13 protein-coding genes are annotated in these 18312 nt (G+C 59.2%); 11 read left to right on the plus strand and 2 right to left on the minus strand.

Features of this window, described 5'->3' with window-relative positions; genetic code table 11:
* Positions 1-4 precede the first annotated feature (4 nt).
* From Z945_RS0105045 to Z945_RS0105080, 8 genes are all read left to right on the plus strand, one after another.
* On the plus strand, positions 5-1450 hold the full coding sequence (locus Z945_RS0105045) for an aminotransferase class V-fold PLP-dependent enzyme (RefSeq protein ID WP_025051026.1): 1446 nt from the start codon (positions 5-7) through the stop codon (positions 1448-1450).
* Positions 1447-2877 (plus strand): NAD(P)-binding domain-containing protein, encoded by a 1431-nt coding sequence (locus Z945_RS0105050; protein WP_025051027.1) that lies wholly within the window; start codon positions 1447-1449, stop codon positions 2875-2877. Before Z945_RS0105045 ends, Z945_RS0105050 begins: the two co-directional genes overlap by 4 nt.
* A gap of 120 nt (positions 2878-2997) precedes the next feature.
* Positions 2998-5247 (plus strand): acyl-CoA dehydrogenase, encoded by a 2250-nt coding sequence (locus Z945_RS0105055; protein ID WP_025051028.1) that lies wholly within the window; start codon positions 2998-3000, stop codon positions 5245-5247.
* Complete coding sequence (locus tag Z945_RS0105060; protein ID WP_025051029.1) at positions 5244-6539, plus strand: acetyl-CoA C-acetyltransferase; 1296 nt, start codon at positions 5244-5246, stop codon at positions 6537-6539. Before Z945_RS0105055 ends, Z945_RS0105060 begins: the two co-directional genes overlap by 4 nt.
* Positions 6539-8614, plus strand: coding sequence for a 3-hydroxyacyl-CoA dehydrogenase NAD-binding domain-containing protein (locus tag Z945_RS0105065; RefSeq protein ID WP_025051030.1), 2076 nt, complete (start codon positions 6539-6541; stop codon positions 8612-8614). The genes Z945_RS0105060 and Z945_RS0105065 overlap by 1 nt, the downstream gene beginning before the upstream one ends.
* Positions 8568-10439 (plus strand): acetyl-CoA hydrolase/transferase C-terminal domain-containing protein, encoded by a 1872-nt coding sequence (locus Z945_RS0105070; protein ID WP_025051031.1) that lies wholly within the window; start codon positions 8568-8570, stop codon positions 10437-10439. The genes Z945_RS0105065 and Z945_RS0105070 overlap by 47 nt, the downstream gene beginning before the upstream one ends.
* 232 nt (positions 10440-10671) lie before the next feature.
* On the plus strand, positions 10672-11229 hold the full coding sequence (locus Z945_RS0105075; RefSeq protein ID WP_241434461.1) for a cytochrome c oxidase assembly protein: 558 nt from the start codon (positions 10672-10674) through the stop codon (positions 11227-11229).
* The gene (locus tag Z945_RS0105080) at positions 11226-11738 is read left to right on the plus strand and encodes a CopD family protein (RefSeq protein ID WP_025051033.1); all 513 of its coding nucleotides are present in this window, start codon (positions 11226-11228) and stop codon (positions 11736-11738) included. The genes Z945_RS0105075 and Z945_RS0105080 overlap by 4 nt, the downstream gene beginning before the upstream one ends.
* On the opposite strand, the gene Z945_RS19370 is transcribed toward Z945_RS0105080, so the two are convergent.
* Complete coding sequence (locus Z945_RS19370; protein WP_052862608.1) at positions 11690-12241, minus strand: DUF2231 domain-containing protein; 552 nt, start codon at positions 12239-12241, stop codon at positions 11690-11692. The two genes, Z945_RS0105080 and Z945_RS19370, sit on opposite strands and share 49 nt — an antisense overlap.
* Positions 12242-12301: 60 nt before the next feature.
* On the opposite strand from Z945_RS19370, the gene Z945_RS0105090 reads away from it, so the two are divergent.
* From Z945_RS0105090 to Z945_RS0105100, 3 genes are read left to right on the plus strand one after another with little or no spacing between them, the layout of a single operon-like run.
* The gene (locus Z945_RS0105090; protein ID WP_241434462.1) at positions 12302-12904 is read left to right on the plus strand and encodes a cytochrome c oxidase subunit II; all 603 of its coding nucleotides are present in this window, start codon (positions 12302-12304) and stop codon (positions 12902-12904) included.
* The gene (locus tag Z945_RS0105095) at positions 12901-15384 is read left to right on the plus strand and encodes a cbb3-type cytochrome c oxidase subunit I (RefSeq protein ID WP_025051035.1); all 2484 of its coding nucleotides are present in this window, start codon (positions 12901-12903) and stop codon (positions 15382-15384) included. Before Z945_RS0105090 ends, Z945_RS0105095 begins: the two co-directional genes overlap by 4 nt.
* On the plus strand, positions 15381-15686 hold the full coding sequence (locus tag Z945_RS0105100; RefSeq protein ID WP_025051036.1) for a hypothetical protein: 306 nt from the start codon (positions 15381-15383) through the stop codon (positions 15684-15686). The genes Z945_RS0105095 and Z945_RS0105100 overlap by 4 nt, the downstream gene beginning before the upstream one ends.
* Here Z945_RS0105100 and Z945_RS0105105 read toward each other — a convergent pair.
* Positions 15683-18181, minus strand: a complete 2499-nt coding sequence (locus Z945_RS0105105) for a vitamin K epoxide reductase family protein (protein ID WP_241434463.1) — start codon at positions 18179-18181, stop codon at positions 15683-15685. The two genes, Z945_RS0105100 and Z945_RS0105105, sit on opposite strands and share 4 nt — an antisense overlap.
* Between the last annotated feature and the right edge of the window lie 131 nt (positions 18182-18312).

Here is an 18312-nt window from a genome sequence, read left to right on the forward strand (position 1 = left end):
GACCATGACACCACTCACACGATTTCGCGCCGCGCTTGACCGACCGGATATTCTCGACCATCTGCGCGAAGGCCTGATTGGACGCGATATGCCGTTCGAAACGCCTTACGGGACGCAGCGACTGCTTTATGCGGACTATGTCGCCTCCGGTCGCGCGTTGAAACAGATCGAGACCTTCGTCACGGACGAAATTCTGCCGTGGTACGCCAACAGCCACACCGAAGCCTCGGCCACAGGTGAGGCGATGACTCGCATGCGGGAAGAAGCCCGCACAACAATCGCGCGTCTCGTCAACGCCGGACCTGATGGTCACGTTATATTCGCCGGAGCGGGGGCAACAGCGGGCCTGAACCGGATTGCCCGTCTGCTGCGGTTAGAGGAGCGGGTCAGAGCAGGCGAACGGATCGTAGTGATCCACGGCCCTTACGAGCACCACTCCAACATCCTTCCGTGGCGGGAAAGCGGAGCCGAGATTCACGTCGCCCGCCCCGGGGCACTGGGTGGCGTAGACCTTGTGCATCTCGAAAACCTCCTGCGAGAAATCGACGCCGATCTGGTCGTCGGCAGTTTCTCTGCCGCCTCCAACGTCACTGGCATCCTGACCGAACCGGATCCGGTCACACTCTTGCTCAAATCCTATGGTGCGTTGGCAATCTGGGACTATGCGGGCGGGGCACCCTACCTTCCAATGGATATGAACCCCAGCGCAGAGGCCAAGAAGGACGCAATCGTATTTTCAACGCACAAGTTTCCGGGCGGCCCCGGCGCCTCCGGTGTCGCGGTTGTCTGTGATAGTCTGGTACAGCGCGCCACGCCGACGGCACCCGGAGGCGGCACGGTCTCCTTCGTCTCGCCTTGGCGGCACGACTATTCGACCCGCGTGGAAGCCCGCGAAGAAGGCGGAACCCCCAACGTCGTCGGCGATATCCGCGCAGCACTGGTGATGCTGGTCAAAGACGCCGTGGGGGCAGAGCGTATCGAATCTATTGATTGGAACCTGCGGAAACGCGCACTGAAAGCATGGGCGGACACGCCCGAGATCCAGCTTCTTGACCAATCCGGTGCGGATGCGCTGCCGATCATGTCGTTCCGTGTGGTTGGAAAGGCGAGTGTCGTCCATCATCAGCTATTCACCCGCATGCTCTCAGACATTCATGGGATTCAGGTGCGGGGCGGCTGTGCCTGTGCGGGTCCTTACGCCCACCAGTTGCTTGGCATCGACGAAACCGGATCTGACGCGCTTTTCTCGCGGCTGGCGGAAGGGCACGAAATAGAAAAGCCCGGTTGGGTGCGGCTGAACCTGTCGTGGCTGCACTCCGAAGACGAAGTCTCCCGCATTATCGACGGTGTCCGCGATCTGGCCCGCACGGCCGAACAGCACGCCTCGAATTACACCTGCGACACGGCAACCGCACGCTTCCGCCACCAGAATGCGAGACACAGCGCATGAGCCTGGACGATCTGAAATCCCGCTTGGCAGAAGACCTGCGCTTTCTCAATCTTCCGGCGGCCTCTTGGGTACCACCGCGTGACGGTGTAGTAGATGTGCTTGTCGTCGGGGCGGGCATGTGCGGCTTGGCCGCGCTTGCCAACTTGCAATTCCTTGGCATCACGAACAGCTTTGCTATTGATGCCGCACCGATGGGTCTTGAAGGGCCATGGGACACTTTTGCCCGTATGGAGACCCTGCGCTCACCTAAGACCCTGACCGGTCCCGCACTCGGGCTTCCTGCGTTGACCTTCCAGGCTTGGTTCATGGCGCAATGGGGGCCAAAGGAGTGGGAAAACCTCGACAAAATCCCCAAGGGGCAGTGGATGGAGTATCTGCGCTGGTACCGCGATGCGCTTGAACTGCCAATTCGCAACGAGACCCGCCTTACAGGGCTTAAAGGCGATGACGGCGGGCTTCTGGTGACACTGAAGTCACCCGAAGGCATGGAACAGGTTCGCGCAAGGCGCGTGGTTCTGGCAACCGGCCGGTCCGGTCTTGGGGGCGGTGCAGTGCCTGCGGCGTTGGAAGAATTGGACCGCCGATACTGGGCGCATAGTGCCGACGATATCGACTTTTCGGCTCTCAAGGGCCGCTGCGTCACCGTAATTGGAGCGGGCGCATCAGCCTTTGATAATGCTGCCACAGCATTGGAAAAAGGTGCCGCGCGTGTCGACATGTTGATCCGGCGCGAGACGATTCCTGCGATCAACAAGTTGACCGGTATCGCAAGCCCGGGCACCGAGTATGGGCTTGGCCACGTACCCGACGACTGGAAGCTGCGTATCCATCACTACGCCGCAGATCAGCAAGTTCCGCCACCCGCACATTCGGTCAGGCGGTTCACCCGGCATCCGAATGCCTTCCTGCACCTCGGCTGCGCCCTGACGGGTGCTGAGGAAAAGAATGGGCAGCTGCGCGTCAAAACTGCCCGCGGGGATTTCGTGTCCGATTTCGTAATTGCGGGTACAGGATTCCGCAACGATTTTGCCGGGCGCGGCGACCTGAACGAGATCGCGCCGCATGTGCTCTCTTGGAAGGATCGCGCAGACTTTCCCGCGCATCTCTCCAAGGACGGACCGCTCGGTTCTTCGCCCTACCTTGCGCCCGATTTTACATTTCTTGAAAAGACCCCCGGCACCTGCCCTGCCCTGTCGTTGATCCACTGCTTCAACGATGCTGCGATGCTGAGCCACGGCAAGGTGTCGGGTGATATTCCTGCCGTCAGCGTTGGTGCCAAACGCCTGGGCCGCGCCATTGCTGCAGCTTTCTTCAGCGAGGATATCGAGACGCAGTTCGAGCGATTGAAAGCCTATGATACGCCGGAACTGGCTGGCGACGAATATGTCCCTGCGCCCTGTTTGCCCCCTTTGGAACCCAAAGCATAGAAAAGGGTTTCGTGATGCGGTTCGCAATGCAACGGCTTTGCATACCTTCTACCGCGGGTCCTTGAGCGACAATACGGAACCGATGATCCGGTCGGACGTTTGTCTGCCGGAGGTTTCCAAATGACCAGTTTTCGCGCCCGCACGCTCACCAAGCCCATTCACGCATGGGCCAAGGGCGTTTTGCCCGCCCTGTCTGAAACTGAAAGCGAGGCGCTGAACGCCGGGGAGGTCTGGTGGGAAGCCGAGTTATTCTCCGGCAACCCTGACTGGTCAAAGCTCCATAAGATCAAAGCACCAGAATTAACGGCAGAAGAGCAGGCATTCTTTGACGGGCCGCTACGGGAATTGTGCGGCATGATCGACGATTGGGAGATCAATCACGAAACCGGCGATCTGCCCGCCGAAGTCTGGCAATTCCTCCGCGACAACAAGTTCTTTGGCATGATCATCCCAAAAGAGCACGGCGGACTTGAGTTTTCCGCCTTCGCTCACTCGGAAATCGTGCGCTACATCTCAACCCGTTCGGTCGCTGTAGCCGTCACGGTCATGGTGCCAAATTCGCTCGGGCCGGGTGAACTGCTTCATCAGTTTGGTACAGACGAGCAAAAACATTACTGGCTCCCCAAATTGGCGGAGGGTACAGAGTTACCTGCCTTCGGCCTGACCAGTGCCGAGGCCGGGTCCGACGCCGGCGCGATGGTTGACGAGGGGGTGATCTGCAAAGGCCAATGGCAGGGCGAAGAAGTTTTGGGCATTCGTCTGAATTGGGCCAAACGGTATATCACCCTGTCGCCTGTCTGCACGGTACTAGGCCTTGCCTTCAAACTGCGCGATCCGGATGGATTATTCGGGGATACCGAAGATATTGGCATCACCTGCGCTTTGGTGCCCACCGATCTTGACGGTGTCGATACCGGCCATCGGCATATTCCATCATCCACAATGTTCATGAACGGTCCAACTGTTGGCACAAATGTGTTCATACCGCTAGAAAACATCATCGGCGGGCCTGAGTACGCGGGCAAGGGTTGGATGATGTTGATGTCTGCGCTGGCGGCTGGGCGGGGTATCTCGCTGCCGTCCATGGGGTGCGCCGCAATTGCGCTCGCTGCCCACACAACGGGGGCCTACGCGCGCATTCGTCAACAATTCAACATGCCGATTGGCAAATTCGGCGGCGTCCAGAACCGGCTGGGGCGACTGGCAGCCGACGCATATGCGATGGATGCTGCCCGCCACCTGACTTGCGCCGGGCTGGATGAGGGCCGTGCATTGTCTGTTATTTCAGCCATCATGAAAGCCCACGCGACATTCCGCATGCGCGAGGCAGTCGACGACGCAATGGATGTTCATTCCGGCAAGGCGGTGATCGACGGCCCATCAAATTACCTGCTTCCGCTATACCGGGCGGTACCCATCGGCATCACTGTTGAGGGAGCCAATATTGTAACCCGCAGTCTGATCATTTTCGGACAGGGGTCGATCCGGGCACATCCGCATATGCTGGACAACGTGCTGGCGCTGCAGGAAGACGATCCGCAAAAGTCCCTCGACGCCTTTGACAAGAGCTTTTGGGCCCATGTCGGCCACACGACAAAAACCATCTTCCGCGCCTTCGGCCATGCTGTGACGGGGGGGCGTTTCGCTCCTGCACCCGCGGCAGGAAAGGCTACGCCCATCTACCGCCGCTTGTCTCGCTGGTCTGCTGCCTATGCCCTTACGGCGGACGTCCTGTTCCTGACGCTGGGCGGAGCATTGAAGCGCAAAGAAATGATATCGGGCCGGATGGGTGATATTCTATCCGACATGTATATCCTCTCTGCCGCCTTGAAACGGTGGGAAGATGAAGGGCGGCAGGATGCAGATTTGCCCGTGCTCAGCTATGTCGCTGCCGATGCATTCCACAGCATCCAGACCGCGCTGGACGAGGTGATCGCCAGTATGCCTGCCCGCTGGGCCGCGTGGATCCTGCGCGCGATCACACTACCGGGGTCCCATCAGCGCAAGCCCGACGACCGTCTGACTGCCGAGGTCAGCGATCTGCTCTATGATCCCAGTGCCACCCGCAACCGGATCACCGGACACATCGCAAGCGGCTGCAACCGCGACGGTGTGCAGGTGCTAAATGAGTGTTACGCCAAGGTCACAGAAATGGCGCCCGTGATGAAACGGTTGCGGGAGGCGAAGATGACCCCGCAACAAGCTTTGGAAGCCGGTATCTTGTCGAACACCGAAATGGCAGACATCAAGACGATGCAAAAGCTGGTCGATGAAGTCGTTGCGGTGGATGAATATGCGCCCGAAAATTTTGCCGCATTGTTCCCCGCCCCTCCCCAGCAAAGCTTTACCCCGAAGGAGGCCGCGGAATGAATGCTCAAGCCCGACAGCGCGTCTTTCTGGTGGACGGGGCACGCACCCCATTTTTGAAAGCAGAGGGCAAGCCCGGCCCGTTCACCCCCGTCGATCTCGCAGTACAATGCGGGCGACCTTTGCTTGCGCGACAGCCGTTCGACCGCTCAGCCTTTGATCTAGTGGTCCTCGGCTGCGTCAACGTGATCGCCGATGAAATGAACCCCGCCCGCGTTGCCGCCCTGCGGCTGGGTTTGCCTGAAAACACGGTGGCATTCTCTGTTCAAATCAATTGCGGGTCGGGAATGCAAAGCATCGACACGGCCTACCGCTATATTCGCGACGGATCCCATCAGATGATCCTTGCTGGCGGAACCGAGGCGTTGAGCCATGCACCACTGACCTTGCGACAGTCTGCCGTGGAATGGTTCGGGCGGATGAACGCCGCAAAGGGACCCTTGGAACAGGCAAAGGCTATGGCTGGCATCCGGCCTGAATTCTTTAAGCCTGTCGTTGGCCTTGAGCGTGGGTTAACCGACCCGATTACAACCCTGAGCATGGGCCAGACAGCCGAAGTCTTGGCGCACCATTTCGACATTGATCGTAAGACGGCCGATACCTATGCGATGCAAAGCCACCACCGTCTTGCTGCCGCTCATTCCGAGGGGCGGTTGGAAGGTGAGCTCATGCCCGCGTTTGACCGCGACGGGACTGTCTACGATCATGACAACGGTGTGCGCCCCGACAGCGATATGGAGGGCCTCGCCAAGCCTAAACCGGTGTTCGAACCGCCCTACGGCAAGGTCACCGCAGGCAACTCGAGCCAGATTACCGACGGTGCAAGCTGGTGTATTCTTGCGTCCGAACAAGCGGTAGAGCTGCACGGGCTAGAACCACTGGCGGAGGTCACAGACAGCGAATGGGCTGGGCTCGATCCGTCCATCATGGGCTTGGGGCCGGTCATGTCGGCCACCCCGATTGTGCAACGTCACGGGTTCGGGGTCGACGATATTGAATTGTGGGAACTCAATGAGGCCTTCGCAGCTCAGGTGCTGTCTTGCCTTGCCGCGTGGAACGACACCGAATTCTGCCGCGAGGTTCTGGGCTTTGATGCTGCCTTCGGGCGTATCGACCGCGACCGGTTGAACGTTGACGGCGGGGCAATCTCGCTGGGGCACCCTGTAGGCACCAGTGGCAACCGGATCGTGTTGCATCTGGCTAATGCAATGAAGCAACGCGGTGCCAAACGAGGCATCGCCACGGAATGCATCGGCGGTGGCCTTGGCGGTGCCATGCTACTGGAGGCCGTGTGATGACCGGACATGTTCTGAACTTTTTGGGTGAGACGAAACTCGAGCTTGGCCCCACCGATAAGGCGAATGGTAACTGGCGGACGGGTCGCGATGATGCGGGAGTGTTATGGTTGGTGTTGGATAAAACCGACAGTGGCACCAATACCATCTCGGAGGCTGTGATCCGCGAGCTAGATCGCCATATTGCCGAGGCCGAAGCTGATTTACCCAAAGCGCTGGTCATACGCTCGGCCAAAGACACAGGTTTTGCAGCGGGGGCAGACATCAGCAGTTTCGACGAAATGGGTCGAAGCGGTGCAGATGATCTGCTGAGCGACGCCCACAAGGTACTGGACCGGATCGAAAATCTGAATTGCGCGACAATTTGCGTCGTTCACGGTGCGGCCCTCGGCGCGGGGTTCGAATTGGCCCTTGCCTGCGATTATCGTATCGCGACCCCCGGTGCATCCTTCGGCTTTCCCGAAGTGCAGTTGGGCCTGCATCCGGGCCTTGGCGGCACATTCCGGCTTCCCGCACTGATCGGTCCGACCGACGCAATGACCATGATGTTGACCGGCAAGACAGCGCATACAAAACGCGCCAAAGACCAAGGCATTGTCGATACAGTGATCGAGGAACGCCACGTCGCGGCGGCCGTTGCCGCAATGGTCAATGGAGATGTCGACGAACACAACCCCCGAGTCACATCCCGCGCGTTTGAGTTCGGTCAGGCCCGCGCCATCGCCGCGCGGCAGATGCGCAGCCGGACGGAAAAGAAAGCTCCGAAAGATCACTATCCAGCACCCTACGCGCTGATCGACCTTTGGGAAGAGCACGGTGGCGACCGCGAGGAAATGCAAGGGGCGGAAATAGAAAGCTTTGTACAACTGCTGGACAGCGAGACATCAAAGAACCTGCGGCGCGTCTTTTTCCTACGTCAAAGACTGAAAGAGGCCGGGCATGGTGACGATGACATCTCCCATGTGCATGTCGTCGGTGCCGGTGCCATGGGATCGGAAATCGCGGCGATGTCGGCGATCAGGGGCAAGATCGTGACGCTGGGTGACATTGATACTGATGCACTGGGCCGCGCGATTAAACGTGCGGTGCAGATTTGCAATGACAAGCATCTGAGCGGAACCGAAACACGCGACGCCCTCGACCGCCTCATGCCTGACCCACAGGGATACGGCATTGCCAGTGCTGATCTTGTGATTGAGGCCGCGAGTGAGGAGAAAAAGATAAAGGAAAAGATATTCAAGGGTATCAAGAGCAAGCTGAAGAAGGACGCGTTGCTTGCCACGAACACCTCGAGCCTGTCAGTGGACGATCTGGCAAGCAATGTCCTCGCCAAGTCGCGCTTTGCGGGGCTGCATTTCTTTAATCCCGTTTCCAAGATCGACCTTGTCGAAGTAGTGAAAGGGGCCGCAACCACCGACAAGACCGCCCGAAGGCTAGCCGCCTTTTGCGGGTCGATAGGCAAACTGCCCGCGACCGTCCAAGACTATCCCGGTTTTGTCGTCAATCGAGCGCTTGTGCCATATATGATCGAGGCGATGGTTCTGATGGACGAAGGTGTAAGCAAAGAGGTTATCGACACGGCCGCGGTGCGTTTCGGAATGCCGATGGGTCCGGTCACACTGGCCGATCAGGTAGGATTGGATATCGGACTTCACGTGGCCGAAAGCCTGGCTGAAAAACTTGGCGATAAAATGCCGCCGATCAACGACGATCTTCGTCAAAAAGTCGAAAGGGGTGACCTGGGCAAGAAAACAGGCAACGGGTTTTACGATTGGTCCGATGGCACGCCCTACACCGATGCTGACCTTACGGACGCGCCGGACGATCTGACCGACAGGTTGATCCTGCCAATGCTGAATGCCTGCGCGGAGGTGCTGCGCGAAGGTGTAGCGCGAGATGCCGACCAACTGGACGGCGCAATGATATTTGCAACGGGCTGGGCCCCGTTTCGAGGCGGTCCGATTAATTATGCCAAGTCGCGCGGTATCACCGAAATCATCGAAGCTCTACGCAAACTGCAAGAGACACATGGCCCACGATTTGCCCCCGACGCTGGCTGGTCCGACCTTGACTGAGCATCCACAGGAATTTGCGGATGCGGATGCCATGGCCCGTGCGATCTTCGACGCGGTGAATGGCAAAGTGCGCCTCGCCTTGCCGCTAGGACTCGGCAAGCCCGTCACACTCGTCAACGCATTGGTGCGGGCGGCAATGTCGGACACGTCGCTCGACCTGAAAATTTTTACGGCACTGACGCTCCGCCGGCCTCAACCGTCATCCGATATGGAACGGCGGTTTCTTGAGCCTGCGCTGGACAGCCTGTTCGGCACGACCCCGCCCCTCTTGTATGCCGACCTGATCGCGAGGGACGAGTTGCCTGACAATATCGAGGTCTCGGAGTTTTTCTTTCAGGCGGGAAGTTGGTTGGGGAACGAATATGCCCAGCGCCACTACATTTCCGCCAATTACACCTATGCGCGAGATGTGCTGATCTCGCAAAAGCCCAATGTACTGGCGCAACTGATGCCGCGCGACGGGGACGGATTCAGCATGTCGTGCAACACCGATATCTCCGCCGATCTGTTCGCCAGGCGCAAAGAGGGCGGGATGGATTTCATCGCTGTGGCTGAGCTTAGCGACAAGCTTCCCTTCATGGGTGGCCCTGCCGCAATTGGCGCGGACGAGATTGCTATGATGCTTGCGCCGCACGAGCAAATCGACCTTTTTTCTGCCGTCCGCCGCCCGGTATCCCCCGCACAACACGCCATCGGATTGCACGTTTCACGACTGGTTCGCGACGGGGGCACTCTGCAGATCGGGATCGGGGCGATTGGCGATGCAGTCGCAAACGTCCTGCTGTTACGAGACCGCGACGCATTAGGTGATATCTGGAAAGCGTCGCCCGTTCCCTTAAAAGGTGAGCATACCCGGCCTTTTAAGGAAGGGCTTTATGCCGTCAGCGAGATGCTGGTGGGCGGATTGCTTGCGTTGTTCGAGGGCGGCGTGCTGCGCCGCGAAGTGGACGGTGCGGTAATCCACGCTGGTTTTTTCGTAGAAGCGCGTGACATGTACGAACGCTTGCGGGCAATGCCGGCGCAAACCCGTGACAAAATTCACATGATGCCAGTCAGTTTTACCAATGCGCTTTATGGCGATGAGGCCGCCAAACGCGCGGCCCGGGTCCACGCGCGGTTCATCAACGGGGCTATGCAGGTTAGCGTTCTAGGCGACGCAATGTCAGATGCCGCCAAACCCGGTCAGGTGGTCAGCGGCGTCGGCGGGCAATTCAACTTTTTCGAACAGGCCTTCGCGCTGGAAGATGGGCAAGCGGTGCTGACCTTGCCCGCCACACGACAAAGCGGCGGCGCGACGACTTCAAACATCGTATGGCAGTTGGCTGTTACGACGGTGCCGCGTCACATGCGCGATGTGGTGGTAACGGAATATGGCGCGGCGCACCTGCGCGGCGAGACCGACGAAACCGTGATCCAAAGGTTGATCTGCATTGCCGACAGCCGGTTTCAGGACGATCTGGTGAAACAGGCTCAGGCGGCGGGAAAGCTGGCGTCAAACTGGCGAGTGCCGGAGGCGCACCGCAACAATTTTCCTGAAAAAATCAAGAACTGGCTGGCACCGCATCAGCCTGCGCTATTGCCGGACTTCCCGCTGGGCACCGACTTTTCCGAAATTGAACAAGTGCTCTTGCCCGCTTTGACAGAATTGTCACAAGCGGCAGGAAACACACGGGCAATGTTCGCTCTGATAGCTGCGTCAGTGACCCACCAGAGGCATCCAAACGAAAGTGCCGCGATGGAACGGATGGGCTATGCACCTGCCCCAAGCGTGACCGAACCGTTGCAAGCGTGCGCCTTGCGCGGTGCATTGCGCAGAACCGCCTGAGCCATTGCAGCTGACTGGTTGACCATGACCCTGACCTGCGCGACCCTGACGACCAGCAATATCGGAGCAATGCCCTGTGTTGAGCGAAACATTGAATACGATCTATTGCGGCCCGCCGCCAGGCCCAGCGCAGCTGTGGTACAGCTGGAACTTTGACCCGGTACTTTTGTCGGTCTTGGCAGTGTCATGCTGGACTGTTCGGCACACTACGTCCGGACTTTGGGCAGTCGCAGTGTTGTTTGTTGCGTTCGTGTCGCCACTTTGTGCGCTATCGTCGACGCTGTTCTCGGCGCGGGTTGTGCATCATGTCCTGCTGATCGCGGTGGCGGCACCCCTGTTGGCCCGGATCAGTCCCGCGCGCCATCCTGTCCACCCGGCCTTTCCACTGGTTGTGTCCACTATTGCCCTATGGGGCTGGCACCTGCCGGCCGCCTACGATCTCGCCCTTTCGAATGTAGCAGTCTACTGGGTCATGCAAATCAGCCTGCTGGCAACGGCCATCTGGTTCTGGCGGGCTGTTATGGCCCCCAACCGGCCTCCGATTGACGCGCTGTCGTTTATTGTGATCGCCTATGCCCAGATGGGTATGCTGGGCGCAATTCTGACTTTCGCGCCAAGCCCGCTTTACGCCGCCCATGTCGTTTCCCCTTATCTCTGGGGCATGGAGCCGCTGGTCGATCAGCAACTTGGCGGTTTGATCATGTGGGGTCCGGCGGGAGTTGCTTATGCCGTGCTGGGCTTCATTGTGGCACGGGGATGGTGGACGGACCTGCGCCGCGTCCAAGCATGAGTGACTGGCTGATCTGGTTGATCCCGATTTTCAAAGCTGGGCACATCTTTGGTTTGATCGTCTGGTGTGGCGGGCTGATTGGCATGTCCTTAATGCTGGCGCTGCACGATCCTGCGGTCAGTCAGGTCGATTACCATCGCATCCGCAGGGCCACCCATCTGACCTATACGCTGGCCGTGACGCCCGCTGCCGTGCTGACCGTAATCGCCGGCACTTGGCTTATCTTCATGCGTGGCACGTTTTTCCCGTGGTTCTATGCCAAGCTGTTCTTTGTAATGTTGCTGGTGTCGGCACACATCTGGATCGGCGAGGTTCTTGTTTCGGTCGCCGATAGCGCAGGCCGCAAGCGTCCACCCCACCCCTGGCTGCCCATCGCCGCCATACTGGTTCCCGCTACATTCATCCTGTTTCTAGTGCTGGCCAAACCTGATCTCGGCTGGCTGGCATTCCCCGACTGGCTTCAAGAACCCTTGGACGCCGATTTTCCCCTCGACGTTCCCAGATTGTAATTAAAGACGAGCTTGCCGCCATGCCACCCCGTGACCATCACGACCAACACGCTGAGCGCCGACAGGGTGATACCCCAAGGCAGCACAGCGGTCTCGTATCCCGACAGACGGTGGCCCCAGTTGGCCCCCATCAGCGCAAGCGCGGTCACAGCGATGATGAAATGCGTCCAGGCAGGCGCACGCGCACGAATGCCCGGAACGAACAAAATTTCGGCGGTGCCCGAAAAGCCCGAGAACATGCCAAAGAAGAACCCCGTGCCGATGGCCCAGAGGGCTGCTCGTGCCCAAAAGGCCTCTCCGGTGAACCAATACATCAGATCCGCACCAAACCCGCAGAACGTCAGCGCCACGGGGAATGCAACGCTCATGGCATGGATCGGATGACCAAAGATGGCGACGCGGGATTCGGTGGAATCGTGACCGGGAAGCTCGGGAATGGGGTCGATCAGCTCAGGATGGTCGGTGGCGTCATTCGGCTGCTGGATCGCTTTGTTATCGCTCATATCAGGCTCCTGTGGGTCGGGGCTTTGTTTCTGTCTACAGGCTGCAAAGGTCCCCTGTCGATGCTTGACCCCGCCGGACCCGCCGCCCGCGAGATCGCAACACTTTGGTGGATCATGCTGGGGGGTTCCTTTGCCATCCTTGTATTTGTAACCATTCTGTTGGCGCTGTCGTTCCGCCCTGACAGGCGCCAGCACGATGATGTGCGAATGGAACGCACCTGGATCGTCGGACTGGGCTTGGGTTTTTCCGTGGCGGTGCTCGCCGCGCTGCTGTCGTACGGCGTCGCCACAGGTGCGCGTCTGACGGCACCTTCGGAGACACCTGTGCAGGTTACGGCAAAGGCGACATTGGCCGGTTGGACCTTCGGCTACGACGCGCGCGACGACACCGAAGATGTGCTGCATATTCCCGCCAGGCGTGACGTCGAGGTGGCGATCACCACAGGCGATATCATTCACAGCTTCTGGGTGCCGCGACTGGCCGGCAAGATCGACGCGATTCCGGGCCACGTGAACAGGCTTCGCATCGAAGCAGATACACCGGGCGTTTATCAAGGCCGCAGCGCCGAATACAGCGGGCCGGGCTACCTTGACCTTCGGTTCACGGTTCAGGCCCATGACGCCGACGGCTGGCAAGAATTCCTGCGTGGAGAAACCGAATGAACGCCCTGCAACGTCACCGCAAACTTGACGCAATCTGGGCCTCCGACAAAGGGTTTCGCGGCTGGTTCAATACTGTCAGCCACACCGATCTGGGCCGCATGTTTCTAGTGACTGCGTTTTTCTACTTCGGTGTCGCGGGTGTTCTGTCGATGTTGATCCGTGCGCAGCTGGCCACGCCCCATTCCGCTTGGGCCAGCGAAGAGGTTTACGCCCAACTGTTCACCATGCACGGAACAATCATGATGTTCCTGTTCGCGATCCCCGCGATCGAAGGCATGGCCGTTTATCTGATCCCCAAAATGCTAGGCACACGTGATTTGGCCTATCCCCGCCTGACCGCCTACGGCTACTGGTGCTATGCCTTCGGGGGCGCAATGATGCTTGCCTCGCTGGTGTTGGGGCTGGCCCCGGATGGCGGCTGGTTCATGTATCCGCCGCTGACGGGCGGCATCCATTCGCCGGGGATCAATACGGATTTCTGGTTGATCGGCATTACCTTCGTTGAGATCTCGGCAATCTGCGCTGCGGTGGAACTCTGCGTGTCGATCCTCAAATTCCGCGCACCGGGCATGTCGCTGGACAAGATGCCGATCTTTGGTTGGTATATCCTTGTCACGTCGCTGATGATCCTGACCGGCTTTCCGCCACTGATCCTGGGCTCGATCCTGCTGGAGCTGGAACGCGCCTTCGGCCTGCCGTTCTTTCAGGCGGAACTTGGCGGTGACAGCCTGCTCTGGCAGCACCTGTTCTGGCTGTTCGGCCACCCCGAGGTTTACATCATCTTCCTGCCTGCAGCCGGTATCCTGTCAACCTTGATCCCGGTGATGGCCCGAACAACGCTGCTGGGCTACGGCTGGATCGTGGCGAGCGTGGTGGCGTTGGCTTTCCTCAGCTTCGGATTATGGGTGCATCACATGTTCACGACCGGCATCCCGCACATGGGGGTGGCGTTCTTTTCTGCCGCCTCGACCCTCGTGGCGGTGCCCACGGCGGTACAGTTGTTCGCGTGGATCGGTACGATGTGGAAAGGGCGGCCAGAACTCCATATGCCGATGCTGCATATCCTCGGCTTTTTCATCACCTTCGTGATCGGTGGTCTGACGGGTGTGATGGTGGCCATCGTGCCATTCGACTGGCAGGTGCATGATACGGCCTTTATCACCGCGCATCTCCATTACGTGCTGTTCGGCGGCTTCGTGTTCCCGATCCTTGCGGGGTTGTATTACTGGCTGCCGCTGGTCACCGGCCGCAAGCGGTTCTTCAAGCTGGGCGAGACCGCGTTTGTGCTGATCTTCACCGGTTTTCACGGGACGTTTCTGGCCATGCACGTTCTGGGCCTGCTCGGCCAGCGCCGCCGCATCCACACATACGACGTTGATGCGGGATGGACCGCGATCAACCTGACTGCATCGGTTTTCAGTTTCATCATGGCCATCGGGCTGGCGCTGGTGTTGATCGATATCATCATCCACCTGTTCATCGCCGTGCGCGGTGCACGCAGCCCTTGGGGTGCAGGCACGCTGGAATGGGCCACAATGTCGCCGCCGCCATCCTATAATTTCGCCAGCCTGCCGCATGTCACATCACGCGCGCCCTACACCGACAACCCCACGTTGCCGGATGAAATGGCGCGCGGGCTGGGATACCTTAGTGATCCGCAAGAGGGCAGACGCGAGACGTTGATGATTGATGTGACCAGCGGCACGCCCGAAGCCGTAGTAGTCTATCCGGCCAACACGTTTCTGCCGATCAAAATGGCGGCTGTGACGGGGGTGTTCTTCTTGTCGCTGCTTCTGAAAGTCTACTGGATCACACCGCTGGCGGTAATCGGGGTTGCTGCCCTTGCATGGCGCTGGGCATGGCAGCTTGGCGCACGAAACGACGCAGGCCCCCAGCCAGTGGGTCGCGACATGTATCTGCCGCTGTCGTCCGAAACGGCCAAATCGCAAGGCTGGTGGGGCAGCGCATTTCTATTGGTCGCCAACGCAACATTTTTCGGCTCGCTTCTGTTCGGATACGCCTTTTTGTGGACTATTGCGCCGGGCTGGCCGCCGCCTGTCTGGCTAGACTTGTGGTTGCCCGAACTTGCCTTTGGTATTGCCGCAGCCCTTGCCGCCCCGATCCTGATCCGCATGACCTGTGCCCGTGTAGCCGGCGGTCAGGCCGCTGCAGCCCCCTGCACGATGGCCCTTGTGGCAGTCGTTGTGCTGGCAGTCTGTCTGGCCTCTTTGATGCTACGCACGCCTGACCCTTCAATGCACGCCTATGGCGCGACATTGCTGGTGCTGGGGGGTTATGGATTTTTCCATGCGGCGGTGACGGGTGTGATGTTGGGTTTCTTAAGGGCGCGGATTGCAAAGGGCCACACCTCTCAGGCCCGCCGTGCAGAACCGGCCATCGTTCGGCTTTGGGTCGACTATACCGCCGCCGTCGGCATCTTGTGCCTCACGATTGCGCATCTTCCGGCTCTGCTGACATGAAGGATCTGCTGCGCATCTTGCTGCCGCTTCTGGTTTGGGTTGCGACATTCAGCGCGATCTACGGACTGCACGGGCTGACCTGTTCGCAACATTCCAATTTGCTGGCATCGCTGCCTGCCAGCGGCCTTCTGACCGGCGCATGGATTGTGGCAATATTGATACAGACCATAGTGCTGGGCGGCTTGCATCACTGGCCGTCGGCATCGGCGACCCTTCAGCGCATCGCCCTGACCCTAGGCTGGACAGCCATTGTAGCGATGCTTTGGTCGCTGTTTCCCGTGCTGTTGGCAGGCTGCTCCTAAAAGATCATCCTATCCCATGTACCGTAGCTTGAGCGCACCGGCCCGCGCGGGATCGACAAGGCGACAAGCGCCAGCCCGCAGATCGCCGAATTGGCCAAGATCAGCAGCGGCGTATCATAGAAGAATGGCGCTGCGAGCAGGACCAGACCCAGCATGATATTTACCAAGCGAAACGCCCGTGCGACGGTTGCAACCGCGGTTATGGTCACCGTTAGGGCCAGCGCCCCGACGATATGATTGACCGACGCCATACCACCCGACGCGCCGATGGCCCAGGGCGCCAGCATCAGCCAGATCGACACGATGGCCATGCCTGCCAGCGGCCAGGTCACTTGCAAACCACCCGTCAGCATGTCCTTGATCAGCACAGTTGGGGCCTGTTCGAAATCGTCACCCTGATGCGAGGTGGCACCCTCATCGGTGTCGCCGGTAAGGAACACGCGCAGCCACGGTTGGCCCTCGTTTTTGCGACGGCGCAGGAATTGGCAAGTCGCGACCAGCTCATCCACCGAATACGGGATTTGCACCAGCATGGCAGCGGCCAGCAGCAGACATAAGGTGCAATAGGTTCCGATCAGAATGGGTTGAATAATGATGAAGAAGATCGAAATGGCCCCCAATGGCACGATCATCAGCCCGAAGAGCAACGTCAACCACGGCATCGTGCGCCACCGGTTCTGTGCCCCGATCAAGCCCACGATTATTTCCAGCGCATAGGTCACGGCACCGATCCCTGCGTCGGGTATCGGCCAAGCCTTTGACACATCCGAGGTGATCACCTCTTCGGTGCCGTTTTTGCCATCACCCGGCATGCCGCTGAAAAACGGGTCCCAAACGCCGGGGATTGCCTCCAATTGGTGCGCGGTCATGTAGCGGGACCCCAATAGCCCCACCAGCGCCAGCACGATCAGCGGTATGCGTTGCAACCAGCTGGACGGATTGTAGTCCCATCCCTTCGGTACCATCGGTCCGGTCTGGTCGGCTGTAGCCGACACCCCCGGCGCGGGTGGAAGCGCTATCGCAAACGAGATAATCAAAATACCGCAGATCGTCGCGTTCAGATAAGCAGCACCACTGTCCGTCCATGTGACAAGCGGCACCATCAACAGACAGACCCCGATCAAAGCGCAGGCAAACCGCGCCCAAGACAGCCGCCAGGACATCGCCAGAAACGAGAACGGGACCAAAAGTGCGCCGGTCACATAGTCGCCCCAGGCCATCCATGTGCCGGCGTAGCCCAGAAGGGGCGGCGAGGTTAGCAACCAGAACGCCAGCGCCATATTCGCCCAGTGCGCCCAAAGGTTCGATTGATGCGCTTTGCGGTATTTCAATTCATGCGCGGCGCGAATGTCTTCGGCGTCGCGGCCCCGTTCGGCAGCTGCCACCATCCAAGGCGGCTGATGGATGCCGTTGCCCTCATACCAACCCGGCGGATCCTCCTTGAGTGCCGCGACCAGCGCTGCAAGCCCGTCTTCGATATTGTGATCCGGCGTCCACCCCAGCACATCACGCGCGCGGCTTGTGTCCAGCGCATAGTGATCAGAGGCCATGTCAATCATGAACGGCCTGATGAAAGGCTTCTCGCCCTCGTCATAGGCATCGGGAATGATCGGCTCGGCCTTGGTTTCGACCCAGGCACCGAGTTTGGCCGCGGGTCCCGGTGCGACAAGTGTTGCCCATTCGTCTGCCCCGTGGATCAACTCTCCGATGCGGGTCTGCAGGGCTTGATAGCCCAGCCCGTAAGGCTCTCCGATCAGGATTGCCGTGCCGCTGTCGATGCGGTCACGTCGATCAACGGTGCGTTTGAAGGCATCGATCATATCATCGCGATGCAGAAACGCCTGACCGGCATTCAAATCGCCGGAATAAACATAGCTTTTCAAATCACGCTCATAGATGCGGGCGATCTGCTGGCTTAGCGTCGGAACAGCGCTTTCGCTGTCGTAAAGCCCGGCCAGTCGCAGCAGCACATATGGAATGTTTCCCGCTGTCTCTTTTATGACCTTCTCCGTGCGCGCCTTGGACTTCGGATAGGCCCATCCGGGGCCGAGAGGGCTGTCCTCGTCGATCACTTCACCGGGGTGGATTGGGGCATGCACCAGCATCGTGCTGGAATAGATAAATTGCGCCACATTGAAGGCCTGAAGCCCTTGCAGCAGGCGGCGGGTGCCATCCTCGTTGACCTCTCGGTAAAGGTCTCTTTCTTTGCCGGAAAAGTCAAAATAGGCTGCCAGATGAATGACTGATGCAATCTGCTTGCCGTGGTTTTCCTGCAGTGTTTTCAGCGCCAATTCGACCGACGCATCCTGCGTCAGATCAATTTCTATTATCTCGCAAAGATCGCTTTCGGTGTTCGTATCAAGACCAACGATGGTATAGTCTTTTTGCAATGCGCGGGTCAGCGCGGTGCCGATATTTCCGGCGGCCCCGGTGATCACAACCAAGGGCTTGTTGTCCTTTGACGTTCCGCCATCCATCTTTGCGATACTCCCCATTCAGTTTGTGCGATCCGGAATCTTGATGCCAGCGATGTCTCGCCCGGAACCTTTCGATCTCCCCGGGCAGGGTCAGTGGGTTATCCGGTCCATTCACACCAAACGCGCTTGTCTTTCACGACAACGAGCCG

This window comes from Sulfitobacter noctilucae (assembly GCF_000622365.1).
In the GTDB taxonomy this organism is placed as follows: Bacteria; Pseudomonadota; Alphaproteobacteria; order Rhodobacterales; family Rhodobacteraceae; genus Sulfitobacter; species Sulfitobacter noctilucae.